Source organism: Bacillus sp. m3-13 (assembly GCF_000175075.1).
Taxonomy (GTDB): domain Bacteria; phylum Bacillota; class Bacilli; order Bacillales; family Bacillaceae_I; genus Sutcliffiella_A; species Sutcliffiella_A horikoshii_C.
In genome coordinates this window covers 96,244-112,671 of sequence record NZ_ACPC01000017.1, presented here as the reverse complement: position 1 = coordinate 112,671, position 16,428 = coordinate 96,244, and the positions used below count along the sequence as shown (strand labels likewise).

Genomic DNA, 16,428 nt, shown 5'->3' with positions numbered 1-16,428 from the left:
TTATCGAAAGCGCAGGGAACTGTCAAAGAAAAAAATAATCATTATAAATAAGTGAAAATAATCATTATTATTTTGGCATCATTCTAATATAGAGATCACAGATTTCATGAAGACCGGAGAAGCCAATGCTTCAATTAGTGAAGCACCCACAAGCAGTAAGCAAATGAGTCCCATGGCCACTGTGTATCTCATAAACTGTTGAAAAAACGGTTCTTGGATTCTTTTTACAAACTGCTGTCTGATCATCTTTAAAGAAAAAGCGACCGATAAAGTTCCGATGATAATGTACGCAGGGATGGCGATCATATTTTGGGGAAGAATGGCCACAAAAGAAAAAAGGAACCCTTTCCAGCTTAGTTGATTTACTAAAAATCCCACGGTAAATCCGACTACCACACCTTTTAAAAAGAGTAGGATCAAAATAACCGGTAGCCCAATAATGGATATGCCAAGCACCCACATCAAAAGAACGTACTTAATATTATGAAAATAACTCTGAAAGAAAATGTCTTTCGAACTTGCAAACTGTCCTTCTTCCACCTGTCCAAAGAAGCGGCTCAAATAAACAAAAAGATCTTGTTTTTGTGAAAAGTTCATGCTATTGACCACGATGGCCCCGAAGATTACTCCCATGAAAAAAAGCACCACTATAAACAAATATAGAGAGGAGTGTTCTTTTATATGCCCTAGTAAAATAGTAAACCGCGACTGTTTTTTCATCCCTCTTCCTCCTATCACTCTCTTACTAGAGTGTATGATAGAGGCGGGGAAGTATGACTTGTTTTATGGGGAGAATTTTTAGAGGGGAGTTATTGCGTCTCACACGTCATTCATCACTTACCTTACCAAACCTGCCCCCACCACCAGCTTTAAACGCCAGCCTCCCGCTTCGAGCAGCCACAATGAGAGACGCGATCTTTTCCCCTACAACTTCCACTAATTCTTCTTGACTTGCTTCATGCAGGATTCCCATTTCTGTACCGAACACTCCCCGTAATTTCATCAAAGTCTTCGGTCCAACACCAGGAATGAAATCCAATGGGACCTGATGTATGTAAGGCGGGCGTGGTTTCAATTGTTCCTCATTATCTGCCAGCTCCTCTATCCGATCCGAAACACCCTTAACGAATTTCATGTGGTCACAACTTCCACAAATATCTTCCCCCTGCATTAATGGAGTAAAGCACTTTTCACAAACTGTCGTATAGTACTTCCCTAATTGCGGGCTCAAACCGTAATTTGCAACCACTCTTCTCCCATCCACTTCCTTCAAAGCAAGACGCAATTCTTTAAAACTTGGTTCCTTCATGCAAATCTTTTGATACTCTCTTGCAATTTTACCAACCGAATGAGCATCAGAATTTGAAAGGAACGCATACTCGTCCAACTCACTTAATCGACCTGCCATAGAGGTATCCGCACTTAACCCCAGCTCAATTGCATCAATCAGGTCAGGATCGAGTACTTCCGTCAAACTTTTCTTAACACCCTTGCCATACAAACTTTTAAAAGGAGTAAAAACATGAGCAGGGATAAACAGGCCACCCAAACGATATACCTCATGCTGAATAGTAACCGCATTCTCATAAACACGCTGTGTGGACAATGTAACATTTTTCATTCGCTTGCTTAGCCAGTTGGAGAACTCCACCATTTTCTCCACTGTCTTCATATAACAGAGAGCATGTATTAAGCCTTGACAGTTCTCATCATTGATTTCAATTTCCGCGCCAAGAATCAACGTAATATCCCCCATGCGTACACCGCCATCAGCGAGCTCCTTCAACTCACCAGATGCTATACGATTACGAAGACCGATAAGTACTTCAGGTACCTGGCAATCGATGACACCTACCATATCCAAGCCCTTTTTAAAGCGAGCCTCTTCCAAAACAGACTCCAATGTTAATTTATTGGAGGCTGTAATTTTTACCGGCTTCCCACTGGCTGTCCGTCCTAAATGTATATGTAAATCGACAAAATAATCTTGCATGGCCGTCCCTACTTTCGAAGCAATGTTTGCATTTGCAAATACTGCACGGCATAAGCAGTCTTCGCATCATAAATTTCCTTCTTATCCATAAGTTCAAGCGCCTCTTCTAAGGACACTTCCAACAAATCCACAAATTCATCCTCATCTAACTGATGTTCTTCTGTGTCTTTGCGCAGTCCCTTGGCAATGAATAAGTGTACCAATTCATCTGCAAAACCAGGTGAAGTATAAAAAGAAATTAATGGCTCTAATTTGTCACATGTATAGCCAGTTTCCTCTTGAAGCTCCCGTTTTGCGGTGACAATCGGCTCTTCGCCTTTCTCTAGCTTTCCTGCAGGAATCTCCACCAAATTACGTTCCATTGCCTTTCTATATTGACGGACCATTATGATCTTATTTTCTTCTGTAACAGCAATTACCGCCACCGCTCCAGGGTGTTTGATAATTTCCCTTTTACTTGTTTTTCCGTTTGGAAGCTCCACATCCTCTAAATATAAATCAATGATTCTTCCGGAGAATAATTTTTCACTATGTAACGTTTTTTCTTTTAAATGATCCATCCCCACCGCTCCTTGTTCTGTAGTCATCCATTTCTTCATACATTCTACCATACAAGGGTTAGGAGGGAGCAAATTGAAGGTTTATGTCCGCCCAAACAATATCGTATTGGTAGGAAAGGCTTGGGAAATCCGAAACAAACTAAGGGAATATTCCCTTCATCACGTGTATGTGAAAACTTGGATCAACGCCTTAAAAGATGAATGATTTGTAGCAGAACCCTCCTTTTCGGTAAAATGATGAAAAGGAGGCGTTTTTTTGTTACCTAAAAATCGACTTGGCAATTCAGAATTATATGTAAGCCAACTGGGGCTTGGTTGTATGTCCCTTGGTACGGAAGAAACGAAAGCAATAGATATTGTAAAAAGAGCGCTTGATTTAGGGATCAATTATTTAGATACTGCAGATCTGTACGATTTCGGACAAAATGAGGAACTGGTAGGAAGGGCTTTAAAGGGAGAACGCGACAAAGTCGTGCTTGCAACAAAAGCAGGAAACAAATGGACGCAAGGGAAAAAAGACTGGGAATGGGATCCTTCCAAGCAGCATATTCAATCAGCAGTCAAAGACAGCCTGCGCCGCATGCAAACCGATTACATCGATTTATATCAACTTCACGGCGGTACGATAGACGATCCAACCGAAGAAACAATCGAGGCATTCGAGGAGTTAAAAAAAGAAGGATACATCCGCGAATACGGGATCTCTTCCATTAGACCGAATGTTATTAAGCAATTTGTAGAAAAATCCTCGATAGTATCGGTAATGATGCAATACAGCTTGCTTGATACACGCCCGGAAGAATGGTTGGATTATCTTCACGAAAACAATGTTAGTGTTATCGCTCGTGGCCCACTAGCAAAAGGACTATTGTCCGACAATGGACTTAGTAAACTTCAAGACAAATTTAATGGAAAAGATTTTCTTGATTATAGTCACGAGGAGCTGGAGAATCTCTTACCTAATCTAATGAATGTTACTGGTGAGAAGCCACTTCAAACAACTGCTTTCCACTATTGTTTGGCACACCCTGCTGTCGCATCAGTTATCCCTGGTGCTAGCTCCAATGAACAATTGGAAGCAAACGTCGATGCCATCAAGAAAAAATGCACTTTCAAAAGAAGAGTACGTAACACTAAAAGAAAATTGTCAAGCAGTCTTATTACGACTCACATCGCGACTAACATCAAGCAGTCTCCCGCTTAGGGATACTGCTTTTTTATTTCGAAATTTTGAAACTTATTCCATTTCCAAACGTAGATTAATTAATCTATAAACCGAAGGAGGAAACCTGATGGTTAAATATCTTATTACATTAATCATTGTGCTAGCAGTGGAAATTGGAATGCTAATCGGAATCTCCACCTACTTTGACTTTAACCTCTTAAGCACCATGTTTTTTCGGCTCTCTTGCCTTTGTTTTTCATCGCATTCTTTACAAGCTCCTCAGGAGACATTTTCACAAAAAATTCAGAAGCAGCTGTTTTTTGATTCCATGGCTGGTCGATATAACCCTCAACAACAAAAGCCAACATTACATATCGGACCATTTTTGCTTGGATCTCTGCTATGCTTAGCTGTCTACTTCATCATGGCTTTTTTCCTTTCATAACATAAAAAGAGAATGGTAATGTAGCGCCGGACCATTCTCTCTTTCACTTTCGTTTTCTCACTCTTACTTGAATTCTTTCCAGTTTTTGATTACTTTCTTCAAACAATTCTTCAAATGATTTATTCTTCTCTTTTATACGTTTTTCTTCTTTTTTTCTTTTCAGCTTCTTCCGCTTTTTGTTTTTGTTTCTGTTTGAACAAGTTGGTCCTTCATCGATTTCAATTTCGAATAAACATCCCCCTCTAACTGATCTTTTAATGATACTTTCTCTTCCTTCTTATTCGTCAAAGGTCTTTGATTATTTTTTATGCTTTTTCTTCACGGCAAGCCCACTCCTATTACCACGTTTTCTAGTAGTATAGCAAATTATGATTTACCCATAAACAATCAACTAACATAAACTCAATTCCTAAAGATAAATATTATTACTTTATAATAATTATAAAAAAGTATTGATTTTCGTTTGATAACTGTTATCATTATAAAAGTAATCTTACTTTTTTATTTGAGGTGAAGGATTTTGACAACTAATAATAGACTCACAACTAGCTGGGGTGCTCCTGTTGGAGATAACCAGAATTCCATGACTGCCGGTTCTAGGGGACCTACCCTTATACAAGATGTACATCTACTAGAGAAACTTGCACATTTTAATAGAGAACGAGTACCTGAACGTGTTGTTCACGCAAAAGGTGCAGGTGCACATGGGTATTTTGAGGTAACAAATGATGTTACAAAATACACCAAGGCAAACTTTCTTTCCGAAGTAGGAAAACGCACACCACTTTTTGTCCGATTTTCTACGGTAGCGGGTGAGAACGGTTCTGCAGATTCTGTTCGTGATCCACGCGGATTTGCGGTGAAGTTCTATACAGAAGACGGTAACTATGATCTTGTAGGAAACAATACACCGGTTTTCTTCATCAGAGATGCCATTAAGTTTCCAGACTTTATTCACACACAAAAACGTCACCCTAAAACACATCTGAAAAATCCAAATGCCGTTTGGGATTTCTGGTCACTTTCACCTGAATCACTTCACCAAGTGACCATCTTGATGTCTGATCGTGGGATTCCTGCTACTTACCGTCATATGCATGGATTCGGTAGCCACACATTCAAATGGGTAAATGAAGATGGAGATGGAGTTTGGATTAAGTATCATTTTAAAACAGAACAAGGCATAAAGAATCTGACTGAAGAGGTTGGAACGAAGATTGCCGGGGAAAACCCTGATTATCATACACAGGACCTATTTAATTCCATTGAAAAAGGAGATTACCCGGCATGGAAGCTTTATGTACAGATCATGCCGATGGAGGATGCTGATACTTATCGATTTGATCCATTTGATGTGACCAAGGTATGGTCAAAAAAAGATTATCCATTGATAGAAGTCGGGCGGATGGTATTGAATCGAAATCCGGAGAATTATTTTGCAGAGGTGGAGCAGGCAACTTTCTCCCCAGGCACACTTGTAGCTGGAATTGATGTCTCACCAGATAAAATGCTGCAGGGACGCCTTTTTGCCTATAATGATGCGCATCGCTATCGTGTCGGGGCGAATCACCAAGCTCTACCAATTAATCGTGCACGCAATGAAGTGCATAACTATCAAAGGGATGGCCAAATGAGGTTTGACAACAATGGCGGAGATTCCGTCTATTATGAACCGAATAGCTTTGATGGTCCAACTGAAACTGCTGAAAATAAACCAGCTTCCTTTGCAGTTTCTGGAATGGCAGACAGTGTGTCTTATGATCATCATGATCACTACACACAAGCTGGAGATTTATACCGCCTGCTTAATGAGGAAGAACGTTCCCGCTTGGTTAAAAATATTGTGGGGGCGATGATGGCGGTTGAAAACGAAGAAATAAAGCTTCGCCAAATCGGTCACTTCTATAAAGCTGATTCGGAATACGGAATTCGTGTTGCAGAAGGACTTGGCTTACAAATCCCACAAGAAGTACGCTAGTTATATAGTTTACTAATTATACATTTCTCTTTTATTCTTACTTCTGTCAAGCAGGCACTAATTATTGGTGCCTGCCTTAAATCTAGAACAAAGGGAGGTTATCAAATTGAACAAGGATATTTGCAAAACATGTGAAAAGCCTGCAAAAAAATTAAAGCATTCTATATTATGTGGCTGTGGGGTAAAGATACTTTTAAAATAAGACCGGAAGAATGCAAAGATTCAACCAGTCTTCTATGCTTTAGCTACCTACCTTTTCCAGGTAAACGAATTTATTCTCTTTTGACATGGAAACAGAAGACAGAAGGATCCTCCATCCTTTCAAGGGACTTCCGCACTTAAAGTGCATTGTGTCTGTTTCTTCAAGATCCACGGTGTAAGTTCTACTTACACACCAGTCCACTTTAATTCGGAAAGTGTAGGTTCCAGGCTCCAGTTCGATAATTTCTTTACCCCCATTTGCAATTTCCCCGATAATTTTTTCATTAGCCAGGATTTGATAGTTTCTCATTTTGTTTGCGAATTGATCATCTCGCTCGAAAACTACTTTAGCCATCTCTTTTCCTCCTATTCTATGCCGAGAATTCATACCAGAACTTTTACCCGTTTACTAATATTTACAAACCTTTGGCATCTAAAAGCAGCCGGTAAATTATTGTTGTTTAAAAAACAAATTTTATTATTGTCCTTAGATTCATTACTTTTAATTTCTTACTATTTATGTAAGAAAAGGCAGCTTAATCTCGAGCTACCTTTTCGCATTTCTCGTTAAATTTTAATGGAAAGAACGCCAAAAAGCTCCCTTTTTATCGATAATACTGTTAATCTCTTTAAAAGGTATTTCAAAAGTCGGAAATCCTGCAGCATATGGCGCTATCTCATATGGCGTGAAATATAAGAACAAAGAATCACTGGAAACGTAAAATGGCTGGTCAGGTTGTATCCCTATAAAAGAATCAGGGAAGTAGTTATCAGGGTTTTCCTGTATTTGTTTTTCCACCAAATCGCTTAACACCTTCACATAGTCACTATTCGGTTTGAATAAGTCTTTCAACTCATATATTTTACCCGTGCTGATATCTACTGGCACCATGATTTGTGTCGGCATCCCGTGGGCTGCGCCAAACGGATAGTTGTAGCCGTTAAGTTCTAAGATCAATAGATTCTTTTTATAAAATTGCACCGAAAAATCACCTGTGTAATTATAATCCAGTTGTGTATCCGGCGGAACTGGAATAACCTGAGATTGCGTGCGTAATACTTCGTTCACTTTTTTCTCTGCTTCTTTATTTTTCATCCCCTGTAACTGGGGATAATACACAAGGTAATCCTTATTTGGTCGATATTTTTCCTCACGTATAGACACGTTACGATTTACAGGGATGACCGTATTTTGAGCATATACCAGATTGCCAGCTTTATCGTAATAGGATAATCTCTGATCCACAAATGCTTTCACTAACTGACCCTCTATGGACAATGTTCCAATCCCATCTATAACAGGAAGATCTTTCGCCTGTCTTCCGCTTTTGTTGATAAAGAAACTTTTAAGGCCTTGGGTAACAGAGCTATATTCTCCTTTATAGTTGTTCACTGCATCATATTGAAAATCCGTCATGATCTGCCCGCTAAGTGTATCGGCTATTGCATATGTCGAGCCTACAAATGGCTGCTCAGGGTTAATGGCTCTTCCGATAGCTGCCCGATTCCCACCAAGCTGGTTAATGTCGTTGTATCTTGGAGGAATAAGATAGTTTCCAATCTTATCAATTAATCCGTACCTATTTTTATAGTCTATGGAAGCATTGACAATGGCCCTTCCGCCTTGAAAGGGTAACGCCATTCCAAATTGCGGCTTAATAACGACATTCCCTGCTTCATCCACATACCCTGCTTTATCTTGGTAGGTTCTCTTGAAAGAAATAAGCCCTTCACTCAATCCATTCATCTGTTCATACGGATACGTTTGTAGTTGGGTTCCCGTTGAATTTAAGAGGGCATACAAGCTATCTTTTACCTGAACAAGTGCTTTACCCTCACTCATATCAAAGGCATATTGATATTGGGCAGGTATCGCGACATTTCCGTTGAGATCTAAGTATCCATAAAGAGTGGTTCCATTTTTAGAATCTTGGAAAACTGCACGGCCTCCTTGATATGGACTGATAAATGAATACGGTCTTTGCGTCAAGACTTTACCCTTCTCATTTATGACAACGGAACCACCCTCATTTAACATGGCAATGGCACGACCCTCTGTAAAAGGAAAAATAGAGCTGTACTTGGGAGAAACCACAAATTTACCGGTTTGTGAGATAACCCCTGCCCCACCTTTTCGAACAATAGCCAGCCCGTTTTGCTGAAATTCTCCGGCATCTTCAAAGGTAGGTTTTAACACAAACTTCCCCTTCTCATCTATATATCCCCACTTTGTTCCTTCAACGGTTCTAACGGAAGCAGGAAACAAACGCGGTTTAATTATTCTTCCGAACATATATGTGGTCACCCCATTAGTTTTTGATATCTTATGGGATAATGCCTTGATGGGTGAAGGTCTAAGTTGTACAGAAGAAGGAGAGAGGAACTCTTTTACAAAAAAAAATTAGTTTTTTTGCACAGTTCGTGCCAAAAGCATGCAAGTTGGTGCCAAACCGATTTTTATCCGTTCAAGGGCAGCCCCTTTCTCCCTCTTTATTAAGATCTGTCTGACCGTGCCTTATGACCTAGAGCATTGGTTTAGCATCCTTTCTGATTTCCCCCTAGTAAACTGCAAAATTTTATGTAAGACGTATGTCTCCCTCTCGATCCATCCATTATGACCACTTAGTTTTTGCGCACGTTCGTTTTGTGAAATAGCTTCTTCTATTGTTATCCATTTAGCGGTAAAACCTTGTTCTATCTCATACCCCTCTAACTGTTGAGCAACGGGTTCCCCCAAGCATTCACAAAAGTAGTAGTGGGAATTCATTTCAAAAAGAAGACTTTGATCGAAAACGTCCTCTCTTCTTTCTAAATAAACACCAAATTTGTCTCCTACAACCGTATCTACATAACCCGTTTCTTCTAAGACTTCTCGGATAAGTGCTTCACTATGGGTTTCTCCAGATTCCACACCCCCACCAGGAAATTTAAAATCTCCTTTATTGGAGTGTACCATCAATATATGACCATCCTTAATTACAATAGCCCTGACAGCTTCCCTTACTTTTATATGTTTGCTTTCTACTTTTTCTATTCCTATAAATTTATTAAAGTACATATTTAACAACCTTTCTTTTAAAAGCCTAAGTCTTCTTTTTTCAACCATCCAATGGCTTTCTCATCATTAAGATGGTGAAAATACAGAACTTCCTCCGTTTCCGTAACTCCCGTGATATTCGTATATGTTATAGAATCACTTTGCATATCTTCAACGACTTCGCCTGATTCGTTAATAGCGATAACATGCGAGTATCCTGCCCCTTTAGGTAACATTTTAGCTGGAAGGCGCATTGCCATTTTTCTTAATATCGGTTTATCAGCACTAAATTCCAAGAAATTATTTCTAGACATGATCAACCCAATCCATAACCTTCCGTCCTCTCCCGCCATCATATTATCCGGTAATCCAGGGAGGTTCTCTATTATCACTTCTGCAAATTGACTTTCTTCCTTTGTACTTAACACCTGATCTTTTTCTAGGTTTAATTTCCAGACGCGGTATTTTCCCGTTTCATTTATAAAGAGATATTTTTCGTCCGTACTTAATGCAATTCCGTTTGCAAAGCTAATACCTTTTATCAGAACTCTGGTTTTTTCGTAGCCGGATTATATTCCAATACTCTTCCTGTACTGCGATTTTCAAGAATATCTATTTCTCCAGCGCGTCCAACATCACCGATCTCTTTCGCTTTTGTACTTTGAGAAGCATCTGTAAAATAAATGATTCCATTATTAGAAACTACTACCGCATCAATAAAGTTTAAGGCGGTATCATCCACTGTGTCTGTTAAAAGTTCGATCTCCCCGTCACCATTTTCAAAATTGCTTATTTTTAGTAACCCTCCATGTTTACCATATAGTGGGTCAGCAACGATGATTGATCCTTTGTTATCAAAATCAAATCCTAAAGGCCTGCCTTCCGTATTTACAATTTTTTGTAATCCTGTACCATCCTCACGAACACGAATGATTGCACCCGTTTTGGTGGCTGCGTACAACCATCCTTCACGATAGACAATATGCTCCGGCTCTGTATATTTTTCAATTGAAAGATATTCCATCCCATCTAATCTATTATTTTTCTCAAAAGAACCTGTATATCCGGTGGACTTTGGAGATTCCCATGCAACAGGGGCAATTGAGACAGGCCAGAATAATAGGTACAATATAAATACTGTAAAGATTAAAGCAAGCACTTTGGTGATATTGAGTTTCATAGTTATTCCACAACCTCCAATTAATACCATATATTACTTATTATTTACCACATTTTAGTTACAGTCCATGCAAAATTGTAGAAGTTCAGAGTTTAGTGGTAGAAGGTTGTTTGGGAAATGTAGAAGGTGGTCCGGGAAATGTAGAAGCTGACACTAAAAAGGTCTAAGCGGAAGCAATAACTGCAGAAGCCCTTATTCCAAACAAAAACAGGTGCACTCTCAATAGAGTCACACCTGCTTATCTTCACTTCTTATCACTATATACTGATTTTGAACAAGTCCGGATGGGAACGAGTTGCTCGCAACAAGCTCCAGCTTATTTTCTTGTTCTGTTTCTTTAAATAATCTCACACCGTTCCCAATTATAATTGGAATGGTGGAAATGACATACTCGTCGATGAGATCTTGCTTGACGAATTCTTTAATCACTTCCGCTCCTCCATCAACAAATATATGGCTCCCACTATTGGAGCGAAATTCATTAATTTCTTGAGTTTCCCATTTTTTTCTCCTCTATCACATCATTTACTTCATTGATAGTAGCATTTTAACAAAATAGGAACAAGCACCCGAATCGATTCATCCGCTTTTTTTAAAACTCCCTTTTTCGACCAGGGAATCTTTGACTCTATATATGGAAGAGACGAATTCAATACGTTCTGACCTCATTATATCTATTGGTGTTACGTCTCCTGTAACCAAATCCTCAACCAAATCTATCCCAATATGCTGAAATGCTTTGTCAATTATTTCGGAACAGATGTACCGATCCTGTTCATGAATAATGATGTTCCACCGGAAATAACGTTTTACACATAATGAAACAAGCCGCCACCAATCATACCCTTTAGAAGAGGATACTTTTTTATGAAGAAAATGCAGCAGCTCTTTTTGTTGGTCATCTGTCAAGTTCACTTTTAGTCTATATAAGTCGTATTCTTTGTACGGGTTCTTCATGATCTCCATTTTACGATATAAATCAACTTCACAAATTTGCTCTTCATCCACTACTATGGTCACATGGGTGTATTCAGATTTTAGAAAAAAACGGATAAGAGGACTGAAATTGCAATTTCCTTTCACAAAAAGTAAATCACCGACTGCCATTTTCATCGTTCCACCCCATTAACTTTAAAATCAGGTAAAATATTATATAACAAACCTAATGACTTTTTTACTATTTTTTCTTTAAAAAGAACGAGTTGGTTCAAAAGCAGAATTAGACTATAATGAGAGTACTAGAATTAAAGGAGTTAAAAGGCAATGGAGAAAAAAGATTTGGAACAAGCAATCATACAAAACTACCAAAAAGAAGAAAATATGATGATATTGGTCTTTGCTCAATGGTGTATCAATCATGACCTTGACCCATTTACTCTTTATACAAAGGCATACCCTGACCAGGCAAATACCCCTGCACTTGCTCAAGCCTTGGAATTGACCGTATCCAAAGAAGAGGCCGGCGATATTTCAAACGATACAGTGCTCGGGGTATTAGCTATGTTTGGTAATGATGACTTAGCTTTTGTGGTTTCAGAGGAAATAGCAAAAGGAAGATAATAAAAAACGGCGTTTGCAGACCATATCTGCTTACGCCGTTTTTTTATTTTTCCCCTGTTTGATAGCTACGTTACCTCTACTTGCCCAGATTATTAAAGGTAATAACAAAAGGGATAAAAGCCCGCCTCCAATGGACAGTAGCGAATAGCTCGAATGGGATACTACCATTCCTGACAACATTCCACCAGTTGCCCCTGATAATGCGACCAACACGTCCATAGAGCCTTGGACCTTTGCCCGTGTGGAAGGAGTAGTGGCATCCACGATTGTTGCCGTGCCACTTATCAAGCCGAAGTTCCACCCTAAACCAAGTAGCGCCAAAGCCAAAATTAATACGAATAAACTATCACCCGGAGCAGTCGCCGCGACGATCCCCGCTAGGAGCAGTGTTACACCCGCTGCTGAAGCCATTGCGGTACGTCCGACCTTATCGACCAGAACCCCGGTAACTAATGAAGGTAGATACATGGCACCAATATGAATCCCGATTACAAGACCGATAGCATCCAGGCCGTGTCCATGATGCCCCATATGAATCGGTGTCATTGTCATGATTGCGACCATCACCATCTGTGTCAGCACCATCACAGATCCCCCAACGATGATTCCACGATTATTCTTTACATGAGTTTCATTTGGTGTTTTCTCCGAATCTTTCCTTTTCTCATTTTCCAATGTTTTAGAAACCAATAATGGGTCTGGTCTCATGAAGCCAAGTAATATCAGCCCTGCCAAAATGAATGCTGCCGCTCCTAAAATAAAGGGACCAGCTAATGATGGTACACCTATTGAAACTGCAAAGTCTCCCATCACACCGACTAGATTTGGTCCTGCTACTGCTCCAAGTGTAGTCGAAACTAATGCAATACTAATAGCTTTACCTCTTTGTTTGGCAGTTGCCAGATCTGTTCCGGCATATCGCGCTTGTAGATTGGATGCAGTACCTGCTCCATAGAATAGGAGGGAGAAAAACAGCAACCACACATTGTCGGTGACAGCTGCAAGCACCACACCTAGAGCACTAATTCCTCCGGTTAGGAACCCTCCGGCCAAGCCAATCCTGCGACCAAACCTTTGCGATACACGACCAATCATGTAAGCCGCTCCCGCTGAACCTAACGTCAATAAGGCTACAGGAACTCCAGAATATGCATCGGTACCAAGCATATCTTGAGCCAGCAAGGCCCCTACCGTAATCCCAGCAGCTAGACCTGCCCCACCAAATATTTGTGATAGAACGACAATAATAAGTGTCCGTCGATATAAATGTTGCAACTTTTCAGGGGAAGCAACTATCTCTTCCAAAGTAATTTTACGACCTTCCATTGTACTCTCCCCTTTTTTCATTTAAAAACATTTCTTCCTATTTTAGCATGCTTCCACTAAGACTGCTTATTGTTTTTAACATATATTTGATTAACTAATCATAAAAAATTTAGAAGAACATTATGAGGGGTTGAACCTATGCGGACAGAATATAGACTATGGTCCCTATATCCATATCAAGGAGAGCAAACTCCCCCAGTTGGAAATCCTAATGCTGGCTTTTGGCCGATGTTTTTCATCAGGCGCGAGGGAGCAAATAGATTTCTTGATCCTTTCGGGAAGGAAATTACTTGGCAAATAAGAGAGCCTTTATCAATAGATTGGAACAGCGAACTTCAGATTGTAGAACAAACAATGAGTGTCATTACTCATCAACAAATACAAAGCGCACAATATTGGGCTACAGGAGAGATTGCAGAAAGATTTTCAACCATGCTTTATGATTTCGCTGAGCAATATCCGATGGGATCACCTAACTGTGCCCGCATGCAAGGATTTTTCCATGCAACCATGAATGATGTTTTTGTCGTTTGCTGGTATTTAAAGTATTTATGGGATGTTGCCCGCCCGAACCAATATGGGAGAAATATTAGAAGGCTGATGGATACACCCAGATTCCCCGCTTATCCTTCTGCACATGCATGCTTAGCAGGAGCGGCTCAGGAAATAATGACGTACTATTTTCCACAAGAACAAGCCCGAATTAAAGCTACTACTGAAGCTTCTGCTCAATCCCGCTTGTATGCAGGGGTCCATTTTAAAGTGGATAATGATGAGGGATTAAGACTTGGAAGGCAAATCGGGAAGATAGTCGTGGACGTGTTGAAGGTTCAGAATGTGAAACAATAATAATTCATCACAACTAAGCCTCCTGACTTTTACGAAAAAGTTAGTAGGCTTTAAATTCGCAACAATGCTTACTATTCTTTTATTTTCTCCGTTTGAACCTCTAAACGTTCTACTCTTTCTATAATTCTTCTTTTCTGATAGAGCATCGTGCCCGCTTCCGTCATATCGCTTACCATAGAACGATTGGCGAACGCTCCAAAAAGGATTCCTGCTACCGGTACCAATTGGAAAAGCTTCTTCCAACCAAAAGATTCTGTGAATGTCACGGTTACTTCCCTCCAACCTTGGAGTTGGGAGAATACCTCTTTAGATTTCATTTCTTGATTTGAGAAATCAGCCAGCTCATTTAAAATTGCTTGCTTCCCAACAATATCTGCCGATGTAAATTGCAGGCATTTTAAAATAAATATCCTCTCCGTTTTCTCTTTTGGATCATATCCATGCAGAATCGCAATTTCCTGTAATGTTTTTAGAGAAATAGCCAAGATGGCAGGGATATCAATTACCAAAGTGAAAATCCCGCCGATACCCGTACTTGCTCCCTGGATGGTGGCAGCATTTTTACGTGTATTGCCCAATGCGAGAGAAGCTTCTTTCATTTCAGCAACGGGTATATCCTGAAAATCACTTAGTTCAGTAACTGTTCTGCCGGTTTTTTTCCCAAAATAATGAAACATACTCTTCTCGTTTGAAAGGTAACTCCCTCCGTTCTGTATAAAACTTCCCAACTCATCAAGGAGGCTCCCTATCTTCCCTTGAATAAATTTTGGAGTCAATCTATCAAGCAATTTAAAAGGGATGCGTCCAATTCGCTCCCAAAACCATAGCCCTTTCTGGTCGTTTTCCCATTTTTCGATTAATTTCAATTCATTATGCAAACTTTCTCTTGTTTCCATACATGGTTCTCCTTTGGATTTATGAGGTTGGATGTCTTTTATAAATTTTGAAACTTTTTCTTTCAGTATACGTAATAATATTGTCATACCCATATGTAGGAGGCAACGATGAAAAAGGAATTATCCATCAAAAGTTTATTAAACATAATAGGACTTTTTATTTTTCTAGGCATGATTATCATGGCTATTACAAACCCATTAACCATTGATCCAAACATAGGAATCTATCAAAATGATAAGGCTATAATGAAAGGAAAAAAGCTGTACGAGTTTGCAATCTTTATACTAATTTCAAGCTTCACTTACTTCCTTTTGGTTCAATTATATTTTTCAACTCCAAAAGGACGAAAGGTATTTTTCATTGTTCTTTCTGTTTTAGCCATCGCGGCCCCAATGGTTGCTATTTACCTTGAAAGGTGATTAATTGTTTATTGCTTAATTAATAGCCGGCAGTGATTTTATCAATTTTTTTATTGTGTTTATTACTAGTAGCGGTTCATCATTCTGTATGTAATGGGCACTATTTTCTGCAACTATAAATTCACCTTGTGTCGTGAATCTTAGAATCTCCTCTTGCATACTGTTCCATAATGCTTGAGATCCCTTAGAGTAATGTGCTTTTTTCCCTGCTGACATTACGATTGTTGGGGTATCCGTAACTCTATTGCTTAAATGAAGCTGGTGCAAACTTTCCTTGAATTCATGAAAGTCTCCTTCAAGAGTGAATTGTTTATTGTAAGCCTCTTTAAATTCATCAGACATGGAAGGTAAAAACCTTTCGGGATAATCTTCGGGAGTAGAATCTATTAAAACTAACCCAGCTACCTCCTGTGGGTACAGATTGTTGAATAATCGCATGTTTACACCACCGTAAGAATGTCCTACAAGAATATAAGGTGGCAAGACATTTTTACTCATTAAGATTTTTCTCAATTCCTCTACCATAAATAGGCTGGTCCTTGGGTTAGGACTTCTTTCACTTTTCCCAAGGCCAGCTCTATCATATAAAAATACTTGAGTTAATTTAGAGATTGCAGGATAGACGGATTCCCAAGCTTTTGAATAGTCTCCATATCCCGCGTCCATGATGACAGTTGGAAAACCACTTAATTCTCCATATATTTTATAATCCAAGTAAAAACTGTTTATATTTAATCGACTACCATTCATTCCTATTCTCCCTTACTTTACAAAGTAATATCCTGCTTGCATCCAAACAGACCCTCGTTTACGTGATA

The 16,428-nt window shown here is 39.4% G+C and carries 20 protein-coding genes and 1 pseudogene; 7 read left to right on the top strand and 14 right to left on the bottom strand.

Going from position 1 to position 16,428, the window contains the following annotated elements:
- Positions 1-78 precede the first annotated feature (78 nt).
- The 3 genes from spoIIM to M313_RS0108920 form a co-directional block, all read right to left on the bottom strand.
- A complete protein-coding gene (gene spoIIM, locus M313_RS0108930; RefSeq protein WP_010194371.1) occupies positions 79-720 on the bottom strand; it encodes a stage II sporulation protein M in 642 nt (213 codons plus the stop codon).
- A gap of 106 nt (positions 721-826) precedes the next feature.
- Positions 827-1,993, bottom strand: coding sequence for an endonuclease Q family protein (locus M313_RS0108925; protein ID WP_010194369.1), 1,167 nt, complete (start codon positions 1,991-1,993; stop codon positions 827-829).
- Between the two features lie 8 nt (positions 1,994-2,001).
- A complete protein-coding gene (locus tag M313_RS0108920; protein WP_010194367.1) occupies positions 2,002-2,553 on the bottom strand; it encodes an NUDIX hydrolase in 552 nt (183 codons plus the stop codon).
- A gap of 73 nt (positions 2,554-2,626) precedes the next feature.
- Between M313_RS0108920 and mciZ the strand changes: the two genes are divergently transcribed.
- The 3 genes and pseudogenes from mciZ to M313_RS0108905 all read left to right on the top strand — a co-directional run bounded on the left by mciZ (position 2,627) and on the right by M313_RS0108905 (position 4,163).
- Positions 2,627-2,758: a Z-ring formation inhibitor MciZ gene (gene mciZ / locus M313_RS23175; protein WP_010194366.1), complete on the top strand. Its 132-nt coding sequence runs from the start codon at positions 2,627-2,629 to the stop codon at positions 2,756-2,758.
- A gap of 114 nt (positions 2,759-2,872) precedes the next feature.
- Positions 2,873-3,735, top strand: a pseudogene (locus tag M313_RS0108910) (aldo/keto reductase).
- A gap of 110 nt (positions 3,736-3,845) precedes the next feature.
- Entirely contained in the window at positions 3,846-4,163 is a 318-nt protein-coding gene (locus M313_RS0108905) for a hypothetical protein (protein WP_029326409.1), read from the top strand.
- Positions 4,164-4,322: 159 nt separating this feature from the next.
- On the opposite strand, the gene M313_RS26960 is transcribed toward M313_RS0108905, so the two are convergent.
- On the bottom strand, positions 4,323-4,451 hold the full coding sequence (locus tag M313_RS26960; protein WP_157182442.1) for a DUF3886 domain-containing protein: 129 nt from the start codon (positions 4,449-4,451) through the stop codon (positions 4,323-4,325).
- Positions 4,452-4,683: 232 nt separating this feature from the next.
- Here M313_RS26960 and katA point away from each other — a divergent pair, with 232 nt between their 5' ends.
- Positions 4,684-6,141, top strand: coding sequence for a catalase KatA (gene katA, locus M313_RS0108895; RefSeq protein ID WP_083800900.1), 1,458 nt, complete (start codon positions 4,684-4,686; stop codon positions 6,139-6,141).
- A 241-nt stretch (positions 6,142-6,382) separates the two neighbouring features.
- Here katA and M313_RS0108890 read toward each other — a convergent pair whose 3' ends face one another.
- From M313_RS0108890 to M313_RS0108865, 7 genes are all read right to left on the bottom strand, one after another.
- Positions 6,383-6,697: a PD-(D/E)XK nuclease family protein gene (locus tag M313_RS0108890; RefSeq protein WP_010194357.1), complete on the bottom strand. Its 315-nt coding sequence runs from the start codon at positions 6,695-6,697 to the stop codon at positions 6,383-6,385.
- A gap of 219 nt (positions 6,698-6,916) precedes the next feature.
- Entirely contained in the window at positions 6,917-8,635 is a 1,719-nt protein-coding gene (locus M313_RS0108885) for a WG repeat-containing protein (protein ID WP_010194356.1), read from the bottom strand.
- 222 nt (positions 8,636-8,857) lie between these two features.
- Positions 8,858-9,448, bottom strand: coding sequence for an NUDIX hydrolase (locus M313_RS23170; RefSeq protein ID WP_010194355.1), 591 nt, complete (start codon positions 9,446-9,448; stop codon positions 8,858-8,860).
- Positions 9,418-9,894 carry an SMP-30/gluconolactonase/LRE family protein gene (locus M313_RS24560; protein WP_234946558.1) on the bottom strand — a complete coding sequence of 159 codons (477 nt, stop codon included), beginning with the start codon at positions 9,892-9,894 and terminating at the stop codon, positions 9,418-9,420. The genes M313_RS23170 and M313_RS24560 overlap by 31 nt, the downstream gene beginning before the upstream one ends.
- A gap of 26 nt (positions 9,895-9,920) precedes the next feature.
- Positions 9,921-10,559, bottom strand: a complete 639-nt coding sequence (locus tag M313_RS24555) for a hypothetical protein (RefSeq protein ID WP_050780668.1) — start codon at positions 10,557-10,559, stop codon at positions 9,921-9,923.
- Between the two features lie 228 nt (positions 10,560-10,787).
- A complete protein-coding gene (locus M313_RS23160; protein WP_083800898.1) occupies positions 10,788-11,045 on the bottom strand; it encodes a dihydrofolate reductase family protein in 258 nt (85 codons plus the stop codon).
- A 93-nt stretch (positions 11,046-11,138) separates the two neighbouring features.
- On the bottom strand, positions 11,139-11,672 hold the full coding sequence (locus M313_RS0108865) for a C40 family peptidase (protein WP_029326407.1): 534 nt from the start codon (positions 11,670-11,672) through the stop codon (positions 11,139-11,141).
- Positions 11,673-11,822: 150 nt separating this feature from the next.
- On the opposite strand from M313_RS0108865, the gene yxiS reads away from it, so the two are divergent.
- Positions 11,823-12,119: a protein YxiS gene (yxiS, locus tag M313_RS0108860; protein WP_010194347.1), complete on the top strand. Its 297-nt coding sequence runs from the start codon at positions 11,823-11,825 to the stop codon at positions 12,117-12,119.
- A 30-nt stretch (positions 12,120-12,149) separates the two neighbouring features.
- Here the strand turns inward: yxiS and M313_RS0108855 are convergent, their stop codons facing one another.
- Positions 12,150-13,445 carry an MFS transporter gene (locus tag M313_RS0108855; RefSeq protein ID WP_234946557.1) on the bottom strand — a complete coding sequence of 432 codons (1,296 nt, stop codon included), beginning with the start codon at positions 13,443-13,445 and terminating at the stop codon, positions 12,150-12,152.
- A 138-nt stretch (positions 13,446-13,583) separates the two neighbouring features.
- Between M313_RS0108855 and M313_RS0108850 the strand changes: the two genes are divergently transcribed.
- Entirely contained in the window at positions 13,584-14,294 is a 711-nt protein-coding gene (locus M313_RS0108850) for a vanadium-dependent haloperoxidase (RefSeq protein ID WP_010194343.1), read from the top strand.
- 71 nt (positions 14,295-14,365) lie between these two features.
- On the opposite strand, the gene M313_RS0108845 is transcribed toward M313_RS0108850, so the two are convergent.
- Positions 14,366-15,190: an EcsC family protein gene (locus tag M313_RS0108845; protein WP_010194340.1), complete on the bottom strand. Its 825-nt coding sequence runs from the start codon at positions 15,188-15,190 to the stop codon at positions 14,366-14,368.
- A gap of 108 nt (positions 15,191-15,298) precedes the next feature.
- Here M313_RS0108845 and M313_RS0108840 point away from each other — a divergent pair, with 108 nt between their 5' ends.
- Entirely contained in the window at positions 15,299-15,610 is a 312-nt protein-coding gene (locus M313_RS0108840; RefSeq protein WP_010194339.1) for a hypothetical protein, read from the top strand.
- Between the two features lie 15 nt (positions 15,611-15,625).
- Here the strand turns inward: M313_RS0108840 and M313_RS0108835 are convergent, their stop codons facing one another.
- Positions 15,626-16,360, bottom strand: coding sequence for an alpha/beta fold hydrolase (locus M313_RS0108835; protein ID WP_010194338.1), 735 nt, complete (start codon positions 16,358-16,360; stop codon positions 15,626-15,628).
- Positions 16,361-16,428: the final 68 nt, after the last annotated feature.

Excerpts from the sequence above, each read along its gene's own strand:
- M313_RS23170 (WP_010194355.1), bottom strand. The coding sequence starts at position 9,448 with ATGGTTGAAAAAAGAAGACTTAGGCTTTTAAAAGAAAGGTTGTTAAAT.
- M313_RS0108845 (WP_010194340.1), bottom strand. The coding sequence starts at position 15,190 with ATGGAAACAAGAGAAAGTTTGCATAATGAATTGAAATTAATCGAAAAA.
- spoIIM (WP_010194371.1), bottom strand. The coding sequence starts at position 720 with ATGAAAAAACAGTCGCGGTTTACTATTTTACTAGGGCATATAAAAGAA.
- M313_RS0108850 (WP_010194343.1), top strand. The coding sequence starts at position 13,584 with ATGCGGACAGAATATAGACTATGGTCCCTATATCCATATCAAGGAGAG.
- M313_RS0108840 (WP_010194339.1), top strand. The coding sequence starts at position 15,299 with ATGAAAAAGGAATTATCCATCAAAAGTTTATTAAACATAATAGGACTT.
- M313_RS0108905 (WP_029326409.1), top strand. The coding sequence starts at position 3,846 with ATGGTTAAATATCTTATTACATTAATCATTGTGCTAGCAGTGGAAATT.
- M313_RS24555 (WP_050780668.1), bottom strand. The coding sequence starts at position 10,559 with ATGAAACTCAATATCACCAAAGTGCTTGCTTTAATCTTTACAGTATTT.
- yxiS (WP_010194347.1), top strand. The coding sequence starts at position 11,823 with ATGGAGAAAAAAGATTTGGAACAAGCAATCATACAAAACTACCAAAAA.
- M313_RS0108835 (WP_010194338.1), bottom strand. The coding sequence starts at position 16,360 with ATGAATGGTAGTCGATTAAATATAAACAGTTTTTACTTGGATTATAAA.
- M313_RS0108855 (WP_234946557.1), bottom strand. The coding sequence starts at position 13,445 with ATGGAAGGTCGTAAAATTACTTTGGAAGAGATAGTTGCTTCCCCTGAA.
- M313_RS0108865 (WP_029326407.1), bottom strand. The coding sequence starts at position 11,672 with ATGAAAATGGCAGTCGGTGATTTACTTTTTGTGAAAGGAAATTGCAAT.
- M313_RS0108890 (WP_010194357.1), bottom strand. The coding sequence starts at position 6,697 with ATGGCTAAAGTAGTTTTCGAGCGAGATGATCAATTCGCAAACAAAATG.
- M313_RS0108885 (WP_010194356.1), bottom strand. The coding sequence starts at position 8,635 with ATGTTCGGAAGAATAATTAAACCGCGTTTGTTTCCTGCTTCCGTTAGA.
- M313_RS0108925 (WP_010194369.1), bottom strand. The coding sequence starts at position 1,993 with ATGCAAGATTATTTTGTCGATTTACATATACATTTAGGACGGACAGCC.
- M313_RS0108920 (WP_010194367.1), bottom strand. The coding sequence starts at position 2,553 with ATGGATCATTTAAAAGAAAAAACGTTACATAGTGAAAAATTATTCTCC.